Annotated in this window: 17 protein-coding genes and 2 tRNA genes; 10 read left to right on the forward strand and 9 right to left on the reverse strand. The window is 44.8% G+C overall.

What is annotated here, in order from left to right; translation table 11 throughout:
• Positions 1 to 202: 202 nt before the first annotated feature.
• Together ACX17N_RS06730 and ACX17N_RS06735 are read left to right on the forward strand one after the other, a co-directional pair.
• Entirely contained in the window at positions 203 to 1,480 is a 1,278-nt protein-coding gene (locus tag ACX17N_RS06730) for an O-acetylhomoserine aminocarboxypropyltransferase/cysteine synthase family protein (protein WP_458891773.1), read from the forward strand.
• Between the two features lie 284 nt (positions 1,481 to 1,764).
• Positions 1,765 to 2,652 carry an SDR family NAD(P)-dependent oxidoreductase gene (locus tag ACX17N_RS06735; protein WP_458891774.1) on the forward strand — a complete coding sequence of 296 codons (888 nt, stop codon included), beginning with the start codon at positions 1,765 to 1,767 and terminating at the stop codon, positions 2,650 to 2,652.
• Positions 2,653 to 2,775: 123 nt separating this feature from the next.
• Here the strand turns inward: ACX17N_RS06735 and ACX17N_RS06740 are convergent, their stop codons facing one another.
• On the reverse strand, positions 2,776 to 4,965 hold the full coding sequence (locus ACX17N_RS06740) for a SulP family inorganic anion transporter (RefSeq protein WP_458891775.1): 2,190 nt from the start codon (positions 4,963 to 4,965) through the stop codon (positions 2,776 to 2,778).
• 259 nt (positions 4,966 to 5,224) lie between these two features.
• Positions 5,225 to 7,588, reverse strand: a complete 2,364-nt coding sequence (locus ACX17N_RS06745) for a Tex family protein (protein ID WP_458891776.1) — start codon at positions 7,586 to 7,588, stop codon at positions 5,225 to 5,227.
• Positions 7,589 to 7,923: 335 nt separating this feature from the next.
• Between ACX17N_RS06745 and ompR the strand changes: the two genes are divergently transcribed.
• From ompR to ACX17N_RS06760, 3 genes are all read left to right on the forward strand, one after another.
• Complete coding sequence (gene ompR / locus ACX17N_RS06750) at positions 7,924 to 8,688, forward strand: osmolarity response regulator transcription factor OmpR (RefSeq protein ID WP_458891777.1); 765 nt, start codon at positions 7,924 to 7,926, stop codon at positions 8,686 to 8,688.
• A gap of 270 nt (positions 8,689 to 8,958) precedes the next feature.
• Positions 8,959 to 10,419, forward strand: coding sequence for an ATP-binding protein (locus ACX17N_RS06755; RefSeq protein WP_458891778.1), 1,461 nt, complete (start codon positions 8,959 to 8,961; stop codon positions 10,417 to 10,419).
• Between the two features lie 499 nt (positions 10,420 to 10,918).
• Positions 10,919 to 12,436, forward strand: coding sequence for an acetyl-CoA hydrolase/transferase family protein (locus ACX17N_RS06760; protein WP_458891779.1), 1,518 nt, complete (start codon positions 10,919 to 10,921; stop codon positions 12,434 to 12,436).
• A gap of 48 nt (positions 12,437 to 12,484) precedes the next feature.
• On the opposite strand, the gene ACX17N_RS06765 is transcribed toward ACX17N_RS06760, so the two are convergent.
• The 5 genes from ACX17N_RS06765 to ACX17N_RS06785 form a co-directional block, all read right to left on the reverse strand.
• The gene (locus ACX17N_RS06765) at positions 12,485 to 12,997 is read right to left on the reverse strand and encodes a hypothetical protein (protein ID WP_458891780.1); all 513 of its coding nucleotides are present in this window, start codon (positions 12,995 to 12,997) and stop codon (positions 12,485 to 12,487) included.
• Positions 12,998 to 13,140: 143 nt separating this feature from the next.
• Positions 13,141 to 13,881: a class I SAM-dependent methyltransferase gene (locus ACX17N_RS06770; protein WP_458891781.1), complete on the reverse strand. Its 741-nt coding sequence runs from the start codon at positions 13,879 to 13,881 to the stop codon at positions 13,141 to 13,143.
• A gap of 110 nt (positions 13,882 to 13,991) precedes the next feature.
• A tRNA-Phe gene (locus tag ACX17N_RS06775) sits at positions 13,992 to 14,067 on the reverse strand.
• Between the two features lie 139 nt (positions 14,068 to 14,206).
• Positions 14,207 to 14,282 (reverse strand) — tRNA-Phe (locus ACX17N_RS06780).
• Between the two features lie 222 nt (positions 14,283 to 14,504).
• Positions 14,505 to 14,888: a GNAT family N-acetyltransferase gene (locus ACX17N_RS06785; RefSeq protein WP_458891782.1), complete on the reverse strand. Its 384-nt coding sequence runs from the start codon at positions 14,886 to 14,888 to the stop codon at positions 14,505 to 14,507.
• 96 nt (positions 14,889 to 14,984) lie between these two features.
• Here ACX17N_RS06785 and hisB point away from each other — a divergent pair, with 96 nt between their 5' ends.
• The 4 genes from hisB (at position 14,985) to hisA (ending at position 17,748) form a co-directional block, all read left to right on the forward strand.
• Positions 14,985 to 15,578: an imidazoleglycerol-phosphate dehydratase HisB gene (gene hisB / locus ACX17N_RS06790; RefSeq protein WP_458891783.1), complete on the forward strand. Its 594-nt coding sequence runs from the start codon at positions 14,985 to 14,987 to the stop codon at positions 15,576 to 15,578.
• Positions 15,578 to 16,195: an imidazole glycerol phosphate synthase subunit HisH gene (hisH, locus tag ACX17N_RS06795; protein ID WP_458891784.1), complete on the forward strand. Its 618-nt coding sequence runs from the start codon at positions 15,578 to 15,580 to the stop codon at positions 16,193 to 16,195. The genes hisB and hisH overlap by 1 nt, the downstream gene beginning before the upstream one ends.
• A gap of 102 nt (positions 16,196 to 16,297) precedes the next feature.
• A complete protein-coding gene (locus ACX17N_RS06800) occupies positions 16,298 to 16,930 on the forward strand; it encodes a 3'-5' exonuclease (protein WP_458891785.1) in 633 nt (210 codons plus the stop codon).
• 86 nt (positions 16,931 to 17,016) lie between these two features.
• Complete coding sequence (hisA, locus tag ACX17N_RS06805) at positions 17,017 to 17,748, forward strand: 1-(5-phosphoribosyl)-5-[(5-phosphoribosylamino)methylideneamino]imidazole-4-carboxamide isomerase (RefSeq protein ID WP_142767627.1); 732 nt, start codon at positions 17,017 to 17,019, stop codon at positions 17,746 to 17,748.
• Between the two features lie 76 nt (positions 17,749 to 17,824).
• On the opposite strand, the gene ACX17N_RS06810 is transcribed toward hisA, so the two are convergent.
• Positions 17,825 to 18,373, reverse strand: coding sequence for a helix-turn-helix domain-containing protein (locus ACX17N_RS06810; protein ID WP_458891786.1), 549 nt, complete (start codon positions 18,371 to 18,373; stop codon positions 17,825 to 17,827).
• Between the two features lie 95 nt (positions 18,374 to 18,468).
• Between ACX17N_RS06810 and ACX17N_RS06815 the strand changes: the two genes are divergently transcribed.
• Entirely contained in the window at positions 18,469 to 19,368 is a 900-nt protein-coding gene (locus tag ACX17N_RS06815) for a DMT family transporter (RefSeq protein WP_458891787.1), read from the forward strand.
• A 54-nt stretch (positions 19,369 to 19,422) separates the two neighbouring features.
• On the opposite strand, the gene ACX17N_RS06820 is transcribed toward ACX17N_RS06815, so the two are convergent.
• A complete protein-coding gene (locus ACX17N_RS06820; RefSeq protein ID WP_458891788.1) occupies positions 19,423 to 20,835 on the reverse strand; it encodes an NAD(P)/FAD-dependent oxidoreductase in 1,413 nt (470 codons plus the stop codon).
• Between the last annotated feature and the right edge of the window lie 14 nt (positions 20,836 to 20,849).

Consider the following 20,849-nt stretch of genomic DNA (forward strand, 5'->3'; position numbering starts at 1 on the left):
TGAATCCGATCTTCAATGCAATGTTACAACTTTCATTTCGCTTAGATTTTATCCATACCATGCTGTATAGAATTTTGTTCAACTCGCACTGAGCCTCATTCATCTTTATGAATTTTTTAGATAATTATTCTTGAAATTTACACTTTCACTCATATTCAACAGTGATAGAATGTGCAAAATTTAACTCACGTAGATGAAGTCCATGACCTATAAAGATGAAACTTTAGCCATTCACGCGGGCTATAGCCCAGAAGCCACCACCAAAGCTGTGGCTGTACCCATTTATCAAACCACCTCTTATGCCTTTGATAACACTCAACATGGTGCCGATTTATTTGACCTAAAAGTTCAGGGCAATATCTATACCCGCATTATGAATCCAACCACGGCGGTGCTGGAACAGCGACTTGCTGCATTGGAAGGTGGCATTGGCGCATTGGCGCTTGCGTCAGGCATGGCAGCCATTACTTATGCAATTCAAACCATTACCGAAGCCGGCGACAATATTGCTTCGGTGTCGACCTTGTATGGCGGCACGTATAACCTGTTTGCGCACACCCTGCCCAAACAAGGCATTGAAGTTCGTTTCTTCGATTACCAAAACCCAGAAGCTTTACGCGGTTTAATTGATGAAAAAACCAAATTGGTGTTTGTTGAATCGATTGGCAATCCGCTCGGCAATATTATTGACCTAGAAGCTATTGCCAAAATTGCCCATGAATATGGTGTACCGGTAGTGGTAGACAACACTGTTGCGACTCCTGCGCTGCTCAAACCATTTGAATATGGTGCCGACATCGTCATTCATTCCCTGACCAAATATATTGGTGGACATGGTAACTCGATTGGGGGAGCGATTGTGGACAGCGGTAAGTTCCCTTGGGGCCAATACCCTGAACGTTTTAAAGTCCTGAATACACCTGACCCAAGTTATCATGGGGTGAATTATGTCGAAGCCTTGGGTGAAGCGGCATATATCGCACGCGCCCGTGTGGTGCCGCTACGTAATACTGGGGCAGCGATTAGCCCACTGAGTGTTTTCCTGATCCTACAAGGTTTAGAAACACTGAACCTGCGCATGGAACGCCATACCTACAATGCCCAGAAAGTGGCGGAATATTTGCAAGCTCACCCTAAAGTGAAATGGGTCAACTATGCGGGATTGAAAGATCACCCTCAGCATGCTTTGGCACAAAAATATGTCAAAGGTCAGCCTTCTGCGATTCTCTCTTTTGGAGTACAAGATGGGCGTGAAGGCGGTACGCACTTTATTGATGCCCTACAACTCTTCACGCGTTTGGTCAATATTGGCGATGCCAAAAGCTTGGCCTGCCACCCTGCAACCACCACACATCGCCAACTCAATGAAGATGAACTAAAAGCAGCGGGGGTCAGTCTGGATATGGTGCGTCTTTCGGTAGGTATTGAGCATATTGATGATTTAATTGCCGATTTAGAACAAGCCTTAGCCGCTGTTTAACAACAAAATCAAGACCTCTTCGGAGGTCTTGATTTTTGTAAGATTTCTCTTGGATTTACAAAAAATTCGTGCTAAAAATAAGAAAATTAAAACCAAAATATAGAGCAAATACTCTATATTTATTTATAAATTCAAAGACTTATTTATAGCTTTTTTCAGTATATCCGCTATCATTATGCGTGTGAGTTTTAGTCAACTTGCAGAATAATGTGAACTAAGTTCTCCAATAAAATAAAGACAATTTAGGATTTAAGTGAACTAAATTCTAATCAGGGAAACATAGCGTGAAAGCAAAATTAGAGAAACAATTTCGGGACCGTATACACGGCAAAATCGTACTGATTACTGGTGCATCCAGTGGCATTGGTTTGACTACAGCGCATCGTCTTGCTGAGGCAGGTGCACATGTGCTGCTGGTGTCCAGAACCAAAGAAACCTTGGATGAAGTCAAAGCAGAAATTGAAGCCAAAGGTGGTAAAGCCTCAGTTTTTCCATGCGATTTAAATGACATGGAAGCGATTGATGCAGTCTCTAAAGAAATTTTGGCGTCTGTCGATCATATTGATATTTTGATTAATAACGCAGGTCGTTCTATTCGTCGCGCAGTGCACGAGTCACTTGACCGTTTCCATGATTTTGAACGAACCATGCAGCTGAATTATTTCGGCGCAGTCCGCTTAGTGCTGAATTTATTACCACATATGATGGAACGCAAAGGCGGTCAGATCATTAACATTAGCTCGATTGGTGTCTTGGCGAATGCCACTCGCTTCTCGGCTTATGTGGCATCGAAAGCAGCACTTGATGCTTTTAGCCGCTGTCTATCAGCCGAAGCGCATTCACATAAAATTGCGATTACGTCTATTTATATGCCGCTGGTGCGCACGCCAATGATTGCACCAACCAAGATTTATAAATATGTACCCACGCTGTCGCCTGAACAAGCAGCGGATTTAGTGGCCTATGCGATTGTGAAACGTCCGAAGAAAATTGCCACCAACTTAGGGCGTTTGGCATCGCTCACTTATGCGGTTGCGCCAGACATTAACAACATGTTTATGTCAATTGGTTATAACCTGTTCCCAAGCTCTTCGGCTTCTGTCGGTAAGCAAGAAAAACTGAACTGGGTGCAGAAAACATATGCGCGTATTTTCCCAGGTGAACACTGGTAAGCATTGAAATTCAAAAAGCCTGTCCCATGACAGGCTTTTTTGTATTGTTATTTAAAATTGCAGGCTTAAGAGAGCTCTACATCACATCCTGTATCTCAGCAATATTCAAGCGAATATAAATCTTTAGGTTTCCAGAAAATTGACTCGTCCTGTTTGCACATCATAAATCGCGCCGACAATGGCTATCTGCCCTTTCTGCACCATATCCGCCAGTACTTCGCTGTGTTGTTGGATATATTGAATGTTATACAGCACATTCAGTGCCGTAACTTGATCCAAAAAGGCTTTACTTAATTCACGCGGCTGCATAATGCTATACACGCTGTTCACCGATTGCATTAGTGGTCCCAACACATATTGAATATGTGGCATCTCTTTGACTTCTGCGATGGGTTTCTGTTGCAAGCGTAATTGGCAAGCACTGCTGACTGCACCACAATCGGTATGCCCAAGCACGACTATTACTTTAGAACCTTTGGCCTGACAGGCAAATTCAAGTGAACCCAATACCTTTTGTCCAGCAATGTTGCCTGCTATACGCAAACTAAATAAATCTCCAATCCCAACGTCAAACAACATTTCTGTCGGGGCACGTGAATCCATACAGCCCAAGACTGCCGCAATCGGATGTTGACCTTGGTCGGCAGTAACACGAATCTGACGGTAGATGTCTCGTTGCAAACGATCATTTTGAACAAAACGCTGATTGCCCGCTTTCAGCAAATCAATCACCTCGGATGGGCTTAATTGACGTTGTAATTCAGCAGTGCTGATATCAATATCCAAAACAGCATCGTCCAATTCTTGATAATGTTGCTTAAAGCCAATCAATTTCACATCGACCTGACGCTTTAAGGCCGTTTCGGCTTGATAATCCTGAATCACCTGATAAATATCCGCATCAATCGATTCTGATTGCGTGGCATCAATAATTAACTGTTCTCCCGCATGAATATGCTCCAGTGCTGAAATTAAAGCAGAGCGATTCAGAAAGGTGACTTGTGAAGGTAATTCAATTCGCGTCACCACACCATGCAGATGATGTTCTTTATAAATTCGGACACCTTTGTGAAAGTGACCGTATAAAATAAAAGCCGCACTGCAAAATAGCCCGACCAAAATCCCCATCAACAAATCGGTCAGTAAAATCGCTATCAGGGTAATCATAAACGGAACAAACTGTTTCCAGCCTTTTAGATAGAGCTGCTGAAATAACTTCGGGTGCGTCAATTTAAATCCCGTCACCAATAAAATGGCAGCCAAGGCAGATAAAGGAATCAGATTCATTAAAGGCACGAAACACAGGACCGCCAGCAACAGCAAGCATCCATGAATTACACTCGAATATTTACTGCGTGCCCCAGAGTTGGCATTGACAGAACTACGCACAATCACCGAGGTCAAAGGCATGCCCCCTACAGCACCCGAAACCACATTCCCAATGCCTTGTGCCCACAACTCGCGGTTCGGGGGCGATGAACGTTTATAAGGATCTAACTTATCCGCTGCTTCCAGATTCAGCAAAGTTTCCAAAGAGGCGACCACCGCCAAGGTCAGTGCTCCAGTATAAATTAATGGTTCGGTTAAATAGCGCCAGTCGGGGGCCATCAGGAGTTGCTCTGGAGCCTGCCAAATGTTCGGCAATTGAATTAGATGTGATGAACTCACAGCCCAAGCAGATTGAGTCGCAATGAAAAAATAATTCGCAGCTGCTGCCAAAACCACAGCGACCAATGCTGAGGGAATCTTATATTTTTTCAGCGGGCTGCAGTCCCACATTAAAATCAGCAATAAACTGAATAAACCAATCAGTGCAGCCCCTGTATCGGCTGTGGCAAGCACGCTATAAATTTGACCCGTCCAGAGCTGTTCCCATGAGAAATTGCTAAAACCTAACAAGTAAGGTAATTGGCTAAGAATCAGAATAATCCCAATCGCTGCTAACAAGCCTAAAATCACATTGTTGGGAATAAAGTTGGCAAAGAAGCCGAGCTTGAGCAAACCAAAGCCAATTTGCAGTAGCCCTGCAAAAATAATACACAATAAAAAAGCGGCATAATTGCCGCCTAATTGATCCAATTGCACCAAGATCACTGCCGTCAGCCCTGCTGCTGGACCCGCAACACTCACGTGAGAGCCACTCAATAGCCCCACCAAAATACCACCAATAATTCCCGAGATAATGCCAGAAATAATGGGCGCACCGGATGCAAGGGCAATGCCGAGGCAAAGTGGCAAGGCCACCAAAAACACCACTAAACCTGACAGACCATCCCGCAGATGGAATCGGTTTTTTCTTTCTAAAGTCAACATAGGTAAACCGTTTATAATGATTAAATAGCAAAAAATTTACGTCTGTATATTAATATGCAGACGCCCTCAATCTTGTCGGACAATCTGCTGGGTTAAAAGTGAAGTTCTGCTGTGCTGTTGTGACGGTTTATCAGCTTTTCATATTCTTTTTGTTGATCTTCAGATTCGGCTCATCTTGAGATTGCAAACACGACAACACTTAGTTTTAGAAATAAAAAAAACCTCCCAATGGGAGGCTTTTTTATTGCGATACTAAAGATTACTTCGAACCTTTAATCCCTGCTTGTAATAACAAAGCACCTAAACCACCGATTTTGTTGTCTTGTGGTTTATTGGCTTGCGGTTTATGACCGCCTTGACGCTGTGGACGATCCCCTTGTGGACGCGCTTGTTGTGGGCGTTTAGCTTGCGGCTTACGCTCACCACGCTGTTCCTGAGCATGTTCACGACGTGGCTGACGCGGTGCTTTTGGCGCTTCTGCCCCTTCTGGACGCATCGACAAGTTCACGCGGTTACGCTCTGCATCCACTTGTAAAACACGCACCTGAACAATTTGACCTGGTTTCACCACTTTATGCGGATCAGAAACGAATTCATTCGCTAATTCAGAAATATGTACCAAGCCATCCTGATGTACACCCACATCCACGAAAGCACCGAAGTTGGTCACGTTGGTAACGACACCTTCCAATTGCATGCCTTCAGTGAGTTGTGCCACTTCGGTAATGTCTTCACGGAATTTAGCGGTACGGAATTCTGGACGTGGGTCACGACCTGGTTTTTCCAATTCGCTTAATACGTCTTGAATGGTTGGCAAACCGAACTGCTCATCGGCAAAATCTTCAGCTTTAATCTGACGGATAATTTCGCTGTTACCGATAATATCTTTGACTGTGGTCGCTTTAGCTGCCACCATTTTTTCAACAAGGCCATAACTCTCAGGATGCACCGCAGAAGCATCCAATGGTTCGCTACCGTTTTGAATGCGTAAGAAGCCTGCCGCTTGTTCAAAAGTACGCTCACCTAAACGTGGTACATTTTTCAAAGCTTGACGGCTATCAAAACGACCATTGTCCTTACGGTATTCAACGATCTGTTGAGCAATCGCTTTATTTAAGCCTGCGATATAACCCAAAATTGCCGCAGAAGCGGTGTTCACATCCACACCCACCGCGTTCACACAGTCTTCGACCACTGCATCCAAAGTTTTAGCCAGACCAGTTTGGTTGACATCGTGTTGATATTGACCCACACCAATCGATTTCGGATCAATTTTAACCAATTCTGCCAGTGGATCTTGTAAACGACGTGCAATCGACACCGCACCACGAATCGATACATCCAATTCTGGCAATTCAGCTGCAGCCAACTCAGATGCTGAATAAACCGATGCACCCGCCTCACTGACTGTCACACGCGTCACTTTCAGCTCTGGATGTTGTGCCATCATTTCGGCCACTACAGCTTCGGTTTCACGGCTTGCTGTACCGTTACCAATCGCGATTAAATCGACATTGAATTCACGGCATAGACGTTCCAATTCAACAATTGAACCCGCTTTGTCTTCTTTTGGCGCAAATGGGTAAATGGTGCTGTGTGCTACCACATCGCCCGATTCATTCACAACGGCCAATTTCACCCCGGTACGGATACCAGGATCCACGCCGAGCGTACAACGGCTGCCTGCAGGCGCTGAAAGCAACAGGTGGCGCAGGTTTTCTGCAAACACTTGCATTGCTTCCGCTTCGGCATTGAGGCGCTTTTCAGTCAGTAACGAATGTTCAATGCTTGGACGAACCTTACCTAACCAGAACAGTTTCGCTGTTTGCTTTAAAAAGTCCTGACGCGCTTGTGGCTGAACTTGGTCTAAATTGTATTCCGTTTCAATACGCGCCAATGCTGCAGTATCTTCACCATCTACTTTTAAGCCCAATACGTTTTCTTGACGGCCACGCAACATCGCCAATAAACGATGTGAAGGCACTTTGTTCAAGTTTTCAGAGAAATCGAAGTAATCACGGAATTTTTTGCCGACTTCTTTTTTCTCTTCACTTGCCACTAGGCTTTTAAGGATAGCTGTTTTCGCAAATGTCGCTTTTAATTCTGTCGTTAATGCAATATTTTGCGCCCAGTCATCAATCAGAATGTGCTGGATCGCATCCAATTGGCTTTCCACATCTGGATATTCTTCATGACTAAAACCAGCCAAAGCTGCACTTGGCTCCACTGCATCTTGAAAGATTTTTTCTGCAATTGGACCTAAGCCTGCTTCTTTTGCCTTGAACGATTTACTGGTTCGTTTTGGACGATACGGTGCGTAAATCTCTTCTAAAGCATTTTTGGTTTCAGCAGCATTTACACGTGCCAATAAATCATCTGACAATTTATTTTGTTCTTTCAATGATTCAATGACTTTCTCGCGACGCTCGTAGAGGTCACGTAAATAAGCCAAACGTGTATCGAGCTGACGTAACTGAGTATCGTCTAAGCCTTGGGTTACTTCTTTACGGTAACGTGCGATAAATGGAACGCTTGCGCCTTCATCGATTAGTTTAATCGCAGCTTCGACTTGATTTGAACGTACGGCAAGCTCTGTTGCCAACTGCTGAACTAAGTCAGTCATCGTGTTTGATCCCACAAGGATAAGTTCTAAAAGCCATGATTATAAAGACCAAGACCATAAAATCCACAATTGTTTTATTAAATTTCATTCTGATTGAATTTGCCAATTTGGTATTTTTTCATCATTCGAACATTTTTTTCACATATTCTGGCAAAGAACTACAGTAAATCAAGCGTTAATCCGCTATTTTAGATGTATATATTTGGTATCTATGTCTTGATTTTATCTGCAATATTTGTTGCTTTAGAACATAGCAAATCGATATAAATGAATCGTATACTCCTAGTGATTTCTCGACGCCGTATACGATGACAATAAAGAATAAGGAGCACATCATGAGTTTAGTGGTACCTGCAGAACATGGCGATGCCGTACATGCCGAAACTGATCGCGTTGAACGCATTCTCGTCGTGGATGATGATGTGCGTTTACGTACGCTGTTACAACGCTTCTTAGAAGACAAAGGCTTTGTGGTCAAAACAGCACACGATGCCACCCAAATGGATCGCCTACTTCAACGTGAATTGTTTTCGTTGATCGTGCTTGATTTTATGCTTCCTGTGGAAGATGGTTTAAGTATTTGTCGTCGTCTACGCCACTCAAATATTGATACCCCAATTATTATGCTGACTGCACGTGGTAGCGATTCAGACCGTATTGCAGGCTTAGAAGCGGGTGCAGATGACTATTTACCAAAACCATTTAACCCGAATGAATTGCTCGCACGTATTCGTGCGGTTTTACGTCGCCAAGTCCGTGAAGTGCCAGGCGCACCAAGCCAGCAAATGGAAGTGGTGAGCTTTGGGCCTTGGGCGCTAGATTTATCGACCCGTACCCTGACCCGTGAAGGTCAAGTTGTCACTTTAACTACGGGTGAATTCGCGGTACTTAAAGCCTTGGTACAACATCCACGCGAACCACTCACTCGTGACAAGCTGATGAATTTAGCCCGTGGTCGTGAATGGGGCGCGATGGAACGCTCAATTGACGTACAAGTGTCTCGCTTACGTCGCCTGATTGAAGAAAACCCAGCACGTGCCCGCTACATTCAAACCGTTTGGGGCGTGGGTTATGTTTTTGTTCCAGATGGCGCGGAATAATTCGGATTCAACGAAATCGCCCAAATACTTTTTAGGAATTTCGTGACGTCCCATTCGCAACTGTTCGAGGCAGGAGATTTTCGATAAGCATGTTTCTGCGAAGGCTCCGATGGATGCTTATATGCGACGAGTTTTGCGAATGGAAATGGTTTTGCCTACTTTTGCCGAAACAAAAGTAGGTCCAACCGAAGGTTAAAATGGGAATTCAAATTCATCACAATAAACCCCTGAAAAAAGCCTCACCATATTCTTAAATTATTGGTAATAGCCGTGAAACTAGATCCCATCGACCCGCAAGAATTTACCGATTTTGTCACCTATTCAGAAAAGAAGCGCACCCCTTCAGAACGCTTTCTCGACAAAATCAAGCCGCGCTCTGCCGCCATGCGTACCACGGTACTGGTGCTGTTTATAGTATTTTTTAGCTTGTTTATGTCGTTATGGTTCTTCTGGAAAACTCTGTATTTACCTGAAATTCAACAGCATGCGAGATTTCTAGCCGTTGAGTTAGAAATGATCAATAACCCGCGCTTAAAGATTTATCATGATGATGTGCAACTGGATATTGATGAATGGCTGAAACAGCGCGTTGGTGTGGAATATGTCACCGATCCCAAAGAATATCCGAACGTTAAAGACAAATTGATTGCAGACTTCTTTACCAACCGCATTGAGCATCAGTTGGCTAAAGAGTTAAACATGAAAGATGTCACGGTGTATTTCCAGTTTAAACCCAGCCCAAGAATTTGGGTACAAACTCCTGAAATGAATGGGCACTGGGTACGTGAACCACTCAAAACTTACGCCAACTATAGCCCTGAACTGATTTTAGGTTGGCTCTTGGGTGTTCCACTGATTTCTGCGGTCATTATTCTGACCTTGGTCCGCCAATTAAACCGGCCATTACGTCGCTTACAAAATGCGGCCAACAGTTATAGTAAAACGGGCACTGCGCCTTATTTAGAAACTAATCATGGACCGCAAGAAATTCGCGAGGTGAATCAGGCCTTTAACCACATGATTTATACACTGGATCAGACTGAACGTGATCGTCGCATTATGCTGGCCGGTATTTCACACGATTTGCGCACACCATTGACGCGTATTCGACTCAGTGCAGAAATGATGCCCGATGATGACTTTTTAAAAGAAGGGCTGATTTATGACGTGGAAGATATGGATGCCATTCTGAATCAATTCATTTCCTTCATGCGAGATGGTTCAGATGAAGTACTGCAAGCGACTGATATCAACAACTTACTGCAAGAATTAGTGATTCAGTTTAAACCGCTCGACATTCGTTTTAGTCCGCAAGCGCTCCCTTTAATTCAAGCACGCAGTTTGTCACTGAAACGCTTAATCGGTAATTTAATCAATAACTCCAAGCGTTATGGTGCAGAACCGATTGAATTATCAGCCCATGTTGAAGATGAACATATTGTGATTAGCGTAGCTGACCATGGCGAAGGTATTCCGGAAGACCAGATTGAAGAATTAATGCAGCCCTTTGTCCGTGGCAATGCCGCGCGCACCGTACAAGGTAGTGGCTTAGGGTTGGCGATTGTGAAACGGATTGTCGATATTCATCAAGGTAAACTGATCATTCAGAATCGTGAACAAGGTGGGCTAGAAGCAATTATTTTATTGCCTTTACCCAAAGAAGAGCCTGAAGACCAGGCAATCAGTAACCCGATTGAAAAACTCAAACAAAGCATCAGTGAACATTTTTAATCTGTTTCAAAGCTGAGCAGGCATCAAGGGCATTGCTCAGCATTTTCTTTTGTCTTAAGCATCAAAATATCTGCGGTGCACTCTGCAATAGTGAGCCGTATTGCCTAGGCATTTCTAGGCGTATTGAAAGCTACAGTACCTAAGTTGTTTATTTAGACTCAACAAACCGCAAGAACTGAAGCTAAATTAAAAGCCGCATCTCGCTCATTTTTACTCAACTTTTCTTTTTTAAAAAAGCTTGACTGCCTGAGAGCTACATTGAATACATGATATTTGTAACAAATTTTGCAGCTTTTTTGTTCAATAACCGTACAGTCAGTATTAAAAATAAGCGAATTCTCCCGAAATATCCCCTATCAAATCAATTGATTAAAAATTATCAAAATTTGTTATACCTGCATTTTCCTAAAAAATTAGACCTTAGCATAACAGGTATGCAAAATGCCTTTTCTGATCGGTACAATCCCTATCAGTTTCAAAATTCCAATGAGAGTCAACCATGTCATTAGATCGCATTCGTTTAGCTTCACTTCACGACAAAGTCATCAGCGCAGAACAAGCTGCGGAATTCATCCAAGACGGTATGACCGTTGGGATGAGTGGCTTTACCCGTGCTGGCGAGGCAAAAGCTGTTCCATTGGCTTTAGTAAAACGTGCTCACACCAACCCATTAAAAATCACATTAATTACGGGTGCGAGTCTAGGAAATGACCTTGACAAACAATTGACTGAAGCGGGCGTTCTTGCGCGTCGTCTTCCGTTCCAAGTCGACAACACCTTACGTAAAGCCATCAACAATGGCGAAGTAATGTTCATTGATCAGCACTTGTCTGAAACTGTTGAGCAAATGCGTAACCTTCAGTTGAAAAAGCCAGATGTTGCAGTCATTGAAGCGGTTGCAATCACTGAAGATGGCGGTATTGTTCCAACAACATCGGTGGGTAACTCTGCCAGCTTTGCAATTTTTGCTGAGAAAGTGATTGTTGAAATCAACACCAACTTAAGCCCAGCATTTGAAGGCTTACATGACATCTATATTCCAACGTATCGTCCAACACGCCAACCAATTCCATTAACTCAAGTGGATGAGCGTATTGGTACCACTGCGATTAACATCGATCCTTCTAAAATCGTGGGTATCGTATTTAACAGTGATTTACACGACTCTCCATCAACTGTGACTGCTCCAGATGATGAGACTCAATCGATTGCCAACCACTTAATCGCATTCTTCGAAAAAGAAGTGGCTGAAGAGCGTTTGCCGAAAAACTTAGGTCCGCTTCAAGCAGGTATCGGTTCAATTGCAAACGCAGTATTGACAGGCTTGAAAGATTCTAACTTTGAAGACCTCATCATGTACTCAGAAGTACTACAAGACTGTACCTTTGAATTGATTGATGCCGGAAAAATGAAATTTGCTTCAGGTTCTTCAATTACCCTTTCGGCAAAATACGGCGAGAAAGTGTTTAACAACCTTGAAGCCTACAAAGACAAATTGGTACTTCGTCCACAAGAAATTTCGAACCATCCAGAGCTTGTACGTCGTTTAGGTATTATCGGTATCAACACGGCGCTTGAGTTTGACATTTACGGTAACGTGAACTCAACTCACGTATGCGGTACCAAAATGATGAACGGTATCGGTGGTTCAGGTGACTTCGCCCGTAATGCTCACTTGGCAATCTTCGTGACCAAATCAATTGCGAAAGGTGGCGACATTTCTTCTGTTGTTCCATTTGCATCACACGTTGACCATGCAGAACACGATGTCGACATTCTTGTAACTGAACAAGGTCTTGCCGATCTTCGTGGTTTAGCACCTCGTGAACGTGCTCGTGCCATCATCGACAACTGTGCACACCCAATGTACCGTGATGCGTTAAACGATTACTTTGATCGTTCATGCGCTAAAGGGGGCCATACTCCTCACTTATTGCGTGAAGCGCTTTCTTGGCACTCTAACTTCGAAGAAACTGGTCACATGCTGGCAACTCAAGCGGAAGCAAAATCTGCTTAATCTGATCCATTAAAAAACGCCCCACATGGGGCGTTTTTTTATTCTTAGTTAATGTGGGTTCAATAAAAACAGCTTCATCAATCCCTCAACATTCATTTGCTGTTCCACAGTCCCGATTGAAACCACGCCCAGATTCAACTGAATTTGAGCTGGCGACTGCATGTGCTGCAACGGGCTGTTGCGGTTCACCACAGGATCAATCAAGCGATATAAGCCCAGTCGAGGATCATCCGACCGTAAACCCTCAGCAATGGAATAGACCTGTAACAGCATGGGGAGCGGCAAATCAAAATTTGGAATCTGTTGTGGCGGTAAAATCTCCTGCGAAGCACGTGCCGTATCCATCCATCCAGCTTGCTGCGGAGCGAGTTCAAGTCTCATCAAATAATGTTCAAAAATTTGCTGCCTGCTGTGATCAGGCTGGGATTGGATATCGCCCGTTTGCGTGCGTAAATCCTGTTCAGATAATACCGAGAGATTAACAGCGTCATTGGCATAGCTATGACCGATTAACAATGCACCCAAAGCCAGTGCACTGAAGACTTGGGGAGAGAAATGCATGGCAAAATGTCCATTAAAATTTCTACCCTTTTTATTTTAAAACTCAGGCATCGATTTAACAGTTGCTTCCGCGTAAAGTGCTACATTGGCAGATGGACGGTACAGTCCAGAACGCATTCTTTACTTCATTTTCAAACCGGATGCTAGTCTTTCCGCCCGACGCGCAGCAAGACCGGAAAGCTTAATTCCAGCATCGGATTCCCTTGGCTCAGTAAAAGCTGCCGTAGCCCTTGTAATGGGTCACGATGCGGCTGAGCGCGCTGATAATGCTGCAACCCCGACCAAGTGGCTAAATACTGCAAGAATTGCGCACTACTCCAGGTATAGTTCAATGCTAAAGCTGGCACAGCCAATTCCTGAAACGGAAAGGGAATGGTTTGATACTGTTCATCGATATAATGCCGCTCAGGGTCCCAATAGCCATGTAAGGTTTTGAAATAAAGCTGCTGTAGTGCTTGCTGCAACTCCGCGTCCTGCAATTGAATTAAGCCGTAACCAATCACCGCCATCACGCCATCAGGCTTAAGCACGCGCTTCACTTCAGCATAAAACGCTTCAAAGTCGAACCAGTGAATCGCCTGCGCCGCACTGACCAAATCTACGCTACTAGAATCACAGGAGCTATGCTCGGCAGCGGCTTGCACATAACGGACATTCGCAATTGCGGGGGCATACTGCAGTTGCTGTGCGCTCAAGTCCGTCGCAAGCACCTGCGCAAAATGTGGCGCAAGTAACTGGGTAAATTGCCCTGAACCTGCCCCGCAGTCCCACGCCAGTCGACGCGCTGGAACATGAGCCAAAATTGCGGCTAAAATTTCGTTCGAATATTGCGGCCGTGCCTGTTGATAGCGTTGACTGTTTTCAGAAAATAAGTCTTTGCGCATGATGTTATCCTGTTGTATTTTTATTTTAGCGTTCGGCAATTCATCATCTATAGCATGACTTTTCTTCAGACATAAAAAAACCCCAAACAATGTTTGGGGTTTTTTGAATATGGTGGCGAGACCCAGGATCGAACTGGGGACACACGGATTTTCAATCCGTTGCTCTACCTACTGAGCTATCACGCCGATGCCGTGTATTAAGCCGTATCTGAGTGGATTAGTCAATCCTAAATCTGATTAATTTTAATCGTTCGAATATTTTTTACCCAAAAAAAATCCCTGATGGGATCAGGGATTGAAAACACAAATTCGGTTTTAAAATATATGGTGGCGAGACCCAGGATCGAACTGGGGACACACGGATTTTCAATCCGTTGCTCTACCTACTGAGCTATCACGCCGATGGGGCGTATTAAAGCGTTTTAAGATACAGGCGTCAAGCGACTTTTTATCTTTTTTGTATCAAATGATGGCTTTTTCATCAAATTTCTAGCAACAACAAACAGTTGCCTGTGAATCTTGTCTCATCAATTGCTGAACCTATAAAAAAAGCAGCCTTTCAGCTGCTTTTTCCTATTTCACTTTAACCCAGTAAAAGGCATAAGCGCATCCATAGACGTGGACTAGCCAGGCAATTTATTTAAATGCGCCAGACAACGGTGAATCGCACCACAGCCCGGTTCAAACACCTTCACCCCTTTGGCTTCTTCTATACGACACACTTCAGCAACCAAGCGTTCAGCCACGCCACGACCACGATTGGCAGGATGCACCACAATATATTCTAAGGTCTTACTTTCGCCCTGCCCGGTACACCAAATTGCACCGATCACTTTAGTATTAAATTCTGCAGTGTAAACTAGGGTATACTGAGCCAAGTTTTGTTCAAGTTGTTCAATGGCATCTTGCCCGTCACCAAATTCTGGGCTGGTGTCATACAATCGCTCAAGCTGGCTGCGAATTTCTTCATTTTCTAGTGAAGTATAAGCATGTACGGTGATAGGCATTGATTAACCCTCCTGAGCAATCTAATATGCGGTGATTTCGTCACGGCGAAAAATAGTTTACATCAATCATTTTTGACGTTTTTGAGGAACGTGTCTATGACAGAACGTATCAGTGAAGTGGTAAGAAATACCAACGAAACCAAAATTCGAGTTCGTTTAAATCTCGATGGTACAGGTCAAGGCACTTTAAACACTGGAGTTCCTTTTTTAGACCATATGATTGATCAAATCAAGCGCCATGGACTATTTAATATCGATATTCATTGTGATGGCGACTTGGAAATCGATGATCACCATACCGTTGAAGACTGCGGGATTACCTTAGGTCAGGCATTTGCTAAGGCTTTGGGCGACAAAAAAGGCTTGCGTCGTTACGGACATTTTTATGCCCCGCTAGATGAATCTTTAAGCCGTGCTGTAGTCGATCTCTCAGGCCGTCCAGGTTTGTTTATGGATATTCCGTTCACGCGTGCCATGATTGGTCGTTTTGATGTGGATTTATTTTCTGAATTCTTCCAAGGTTTCGTCAATCATGCGCTAGTGACGGTGCACATTGACAACCTAAAAGGTAAAAATAGCCATCACCAAATTGAAAGTGTCTTTAAAGCTTTTGCTCGTGCACTGCGTATGGCTTGTGAAGTTGATCCTCGTGCGGCCAACACCATTGCCTCTACCAAAGGAAGCTTGTAATGACACGTATTGCACTTCTTGACTATGGTATGGGCAATTTGCACTCGGCTGCAAAAGCATTGGAGCATGTCGGTGCCACTGTCGATGTCACCAATGATCCTAAGCTCATTGCCCAAGCGGATAAAATTGTCTTCCCTGGTGTTGGGGCGATGCGTGACTGTATGCAAGGCATGCATGAAGCTGGCATTGATGCCGTGGTGCGCCAAGCAGTATTTAACAAGCCGGTTTTGGCGATCTGCGTCGGGATGCAAGCCCTCATGCAACATTCTGAAGAAAATGGCGGTGCCGATGCACTGGGTATTTTTGAAGGTGAAGTGAAACACTTCCCTCAGATGGATGGCTTAAAAGTGCCACACATGGGCTGGAATCAGGTGCATCAAGCCGACCCAAGCCATCCGATGTGGAACAACATTGAACAAGATGCGCGTTTCTACTTTGTACATAGTTTCTATGTGGAGCCGAAGGACAGCAGCATTGTGGCAGCCACCTGTGATTATGGCATCCAGTTCTGTACCGCCTTACACCAAGAGAACTTGTTTGCGACGCAATTCCACCCAGAAAAGAGCCATACCGCTGGGTTACAATTGCTGAAAAACTTTGTGGAATGGGATATCTAAACCCAAGCCATTCAGCCATACACTTAAAGCCTAGTTGACCTAGGCTTTATTTTTGCCAGATGATAGTGCCTAGCCCCTTGCTGAATTACATGGCTGAAGCCTATGACCTTACATCCACCCTCACCGCTTCCAAGCAAAGAACAGATTCAGCGACTTCCTCTATTTCAAAATTTAGCCCCTGAACAAATCCAACTAATTTCCAACTTGGCACAATGTCATGCCTTACAAGATGAGCTGTTTGCCGCGCCAGTATTTGGTTTTGATTCCGAATCGAAACCGACCTTTCGTAAAGGTGAAGTCGCCACAGGCCCACATGTGATTCAACTGGCCACCGCAGAGCAAGCCTATATTTTTCAGATCAGTCCTGCGATTTTAGATTTTTTAGCACCAATCTTAGAAAGTTCAACACAACTTAAAGTCGGTTTTGGCTTGAAAAACGATGCGCATCTGTTTCGTAAAAAAGGGATTCACTTTAATCAGGTGCTGGATTTATCCAAGGCCTTTACTGCTTTTGGCCTAACCACTCCAATTGGAGTAAAGAATGCCATGGCGCTGCTGTTTCAGGTCAATTTTCCCAAAAGTAAAAGTGTCAGTACCTCGAACTGGAGCAAATTTCCCTTAAGTGCTGCGCAAATCCAATATGCTGCTGCCGATGCCTATGCCCCAGTGCTGATTTATCAGGAATTACTACGTTTAGGTATTCATCTGCCTGCTGCACAGCATAGAACGAAATAAAAGCAACATCTTAGCTTAGATATTTGCCAATACTTTGCTAAGATTGCTGCAAATTACTTCAATGAGATCGGGTAAGGAGCGAAAGCATGCTGATCATCCCTGCAATTGACCTGAAAGATGGCAAATGTGTACGTTTAAAACAAGGCCGTATGGAAGACGATACCGTATTTTCTGATGACCCTGTAGCCACTGCACAGCATTGGGTGAATGAAGGCGCACGCCGCTTACATTTGGTCGACTTAAATGGTGCTTTCGCAGGTACTCCGATTCATAAGCCTGTGGTTGAAGCGATTGCGAAAGCGCAACCTGAATTGCCAATTCAAATTGGTGGCGGTATCCGTTCACTCGAAACCATTGAACACTACCTTGATGCGGGTGTGTCTTTCGTGATTATTGGCACCAAAGCGGTGAAAGAGCCTGAGTTTGTCGAAGAAGCCTGTAAAAAATTCGCGGGTCGTATCATTGTCGGTATTGATGCCATGAATGGCATGGTGGCAACCGATGGCTGGGCCAATGTCACTGATGTGAAAGCGACTGATTTGGCCAAACGTTTTGCCGATGCAGGCGTGTCGAGCATTGTCTATACCGATATTGCGCGTGATGGCATGATGCAAGGTGTCAACGTAGAACAAACTGTACACTTGGCGCAATATTCAGGCTTGCCTGTGATTGCTTCGGGTGGCGTGACCAACTTGGATGACGTGCGTAATCTCAAAGGTCAACCCGGCATTCTGGGGGCGATTACAGGTCGCGCGATTTATGAAGGTTCATTGAACTTACGTGAAGCCCAGCTGTTATTGGATGAGCAAGCGCTCTAAGCCTAGACACTGAAAAAAGAGGTCACATGACCTCTTTTTTTATCAATGAAAATTGGATTCAGCCGATTAGTGCGGTTTAGTAAATCGCATTACGAATAAATTTCAGTGGAATCGCTGCCTGATTGATGTAGCGATATTCTATGGTACTGGCATACACAATCGACTCCCCTGCGCGCAGAATTTTAATTTCACTTGCCAAATCCAAGGTCAGTTCCCCTTCAATCACATACAGCATCTCGCGCCAGCCTTCGGGGTCAGGTTCAGCACAGTATTGTTCATTCGGTGCCAACGTCCACGTCCATAATTCGACTTTTTTGCTGGCTGGGGCAGATACCACCAATTTGGCTTCACTCTGTTCCTGCGTACCCTGCCAAGCCAAGGCATTCACCACCGCTTGCCCTTGTTGTTCAGGCGCGGCAATCATTTGGGCAAAATCAACCTCAAGCACATCCGCAATTAAACTGAGTTTTGCCAGACTGATATTGTCCTGTCCAGTTTCGACCCCTGCCACCATACGACGACTTAAGCCTGCCAAATCCGCCAATTGCTGTTGGCTTAGGCCTCTCAGATTGCGATAGTGACGCACGTTTTGACTGACATATTGTAAAACTGAGGGAGACTTCATACAGGTGTTTCAAGAAAACATTGAGCAGTATATTGCACAAAAAATAAAAGCATGGCAAGCTATGTGCAATATATTGCACAATACCAAGCTCATCTATGTTCACTCAATCGCTCGGCAGCAAAGCGCCTGTGATCGCCCTGATCTTAATTACCTTTATTTGGGGTGGTACCTTTTTGACGGTGAAATATGCCTTAAATTTTAGTTCTCCGATGTTCTTTGTCGGGCTGCGTTTTGCTTGTGCCGCAACTCTAATCGGCTTACTGTCCTTTAAACAGCTAAAGCACACTACCCGACAGGATCTGTGGGCAGGCTTTATTATCGGCTGTATGTTAACCATTGGTTATGGCACACAAACCGTGGGCTTAAAGACCATCAGCAGCAGTGAATCGGCATTTTTAACCGCGCTATACGTGCCTTTGGTGCCGGTCTTGTTATGGCTGCTGTTCCGTAAAGTTCCGCATTTTATGATTTGGATTGGGGCAAGTTGCGCATTTTTCGGTTTAGTTTTGCTCACAGGCAATGGTTTCCAAGCCATTTCCTTAAACTTTGGTCAGATTGTCACGTTGTTAGGCGCGATCGGCATTGCCTTGGAAATTATCCTGATTGGCTATTTTGCCCCGAAAGTGAATTTGGCTCGCGTTACCGTAATTCAACTGGCTGTGGGTTCAGTGATGTCTTTTGCCGCAATGCCACTGGTGGGAGAACATCAACTTCCTGCATTTTCATGGCCACTGGTCAGCATCGCCTTTGCTTTGGGATTGGCCAGTGCCATGATTCAATTGGTGATGAACTGGGCACAGCGTTCGGTCAATCCCTCTCAGGCTGCCATTATTTATGCGGGTGAACCGGTTTGGGCAGCAGTCTTTGGCCGTCTGGCGGGAGAGCGTTTGGCGCCGCTGGCTTTGCTGGGCGGTGTACTGGTGGTGTTTGGTATTTTAATCAGTGAATGGAAACCGAAGCTACTGAAGTCAAAAACACAAGCCGAGCAACTTTAATTTAAAAGATGAAGTCGCCTTGCTATCCAGCGACTTCATCATCATGATGAATAATTAGAAAGACACCATTTTACCTGGGTTGAGCATCGCCCCCAAACTATAGGCACTTTTCGCCATCGGAATCACCACGGGGGCTAGTGCACGACCAAACAGAATGTCCTGATGCTGGATCTGGGTCAGCATCTTAAAATCATCGCTTTGACCACAAAAATCATCAGCGATGGCTTTGCCAATACGTACCGTCTGCGCCACGCCATGTCCACTCCAGCCGTGTACTGCATAGATCGGGTATTTCTCACCAAACTTACGACTATCCGCTGCACCATTCATGGTCAAGTCGGTTGTTCCACTCCAAACGAAATCCAGTGCGACATGTTGCAATTGTGGGAACACATGCTGAATGTGCCCCAACAAATATTGCTGAGTCTTTTCGGGCGTCCAGCAGGAGCCTGTGCCTTCACCACCAAATAACAAACGGTTCTGCGACACACCCCGGTAATAATCAATCTGAAACTGGGTATCGTATACCGGGGTATCCGCAGGGAGCAGTTCTTTTAATTCCAGCTCCAACGGGGCTGTGGTACAGACATAGGTATAAAATGGAATCGTGGTCTGGTTGTGCTGTTCTAAAAGTTTGAACGAGGCATGATGCACGGCCATCACCACACTCTGGCGTGCTTTCACCACGCCAGTGGGCGTCGTGATATAGATGCCGTCTTCGCGCTCTTGGAGCGAAAGCACTTCGGTTTGCTCATAGATTTGGCCACCATTCAAACAAAATCCATAAGCCAAGCCACGATTTAAGGCCAAAGGATGAATCTGCCCGCCTAAGCTGTCGAGCAAACCGCCATAATAATTATCGGAATTGACGTGCTGTAGCAACTCATGCTTGCCCATCACACGAGTATGGTCTTCTCCTAAGTATTTACGGGCATCTGCAGCTTGTGTCAGTGCCACCAAATGCCCTTCATGCACCGCTGCGGTAATATGACCATGCTTGCGCTGTACATCCAGTTCATAGCGCGCGGTGATATCATCAATTAACGCCATCGCTTCAGTCGAGGTAAACTGCCACAAACGTTTCGCCTCGGCATAGCCAAAATGGCTGATCATTTCTTCGGCTTCCCAGCGTGCTAAACCTGGGGTGAGTTGCCCACCATTGCGTCCTGATGCCGCACCACCAATCCGATGTTTCTCGAGCAAGACCGTATCAACGCCTTGCTCCGCCAAATGCAATGCCGTCGATGTACCCAATAGTCCACCACCAATCACCACCACATCACAAACGATATCGGCATTCAGCGCATCAAACTGCTGCCAATCCTGTAGGGAACTCTCGTAATAATTGGCCGGATGCTGAAACTGTCCACGCGTCTCAGGAATCCAGTTCCACTCTTTACCGCTTTGTTGCTGGTGGCTGGCTTTAAATTCGACATCGTCTAAAATTTTTGGCTTATTGATATTCATTTTTACACTCACTT

The sequence above is a fragment of the Acinetobacter sp. GXMZU3951 genome (genome assembly GCF_054457875.1).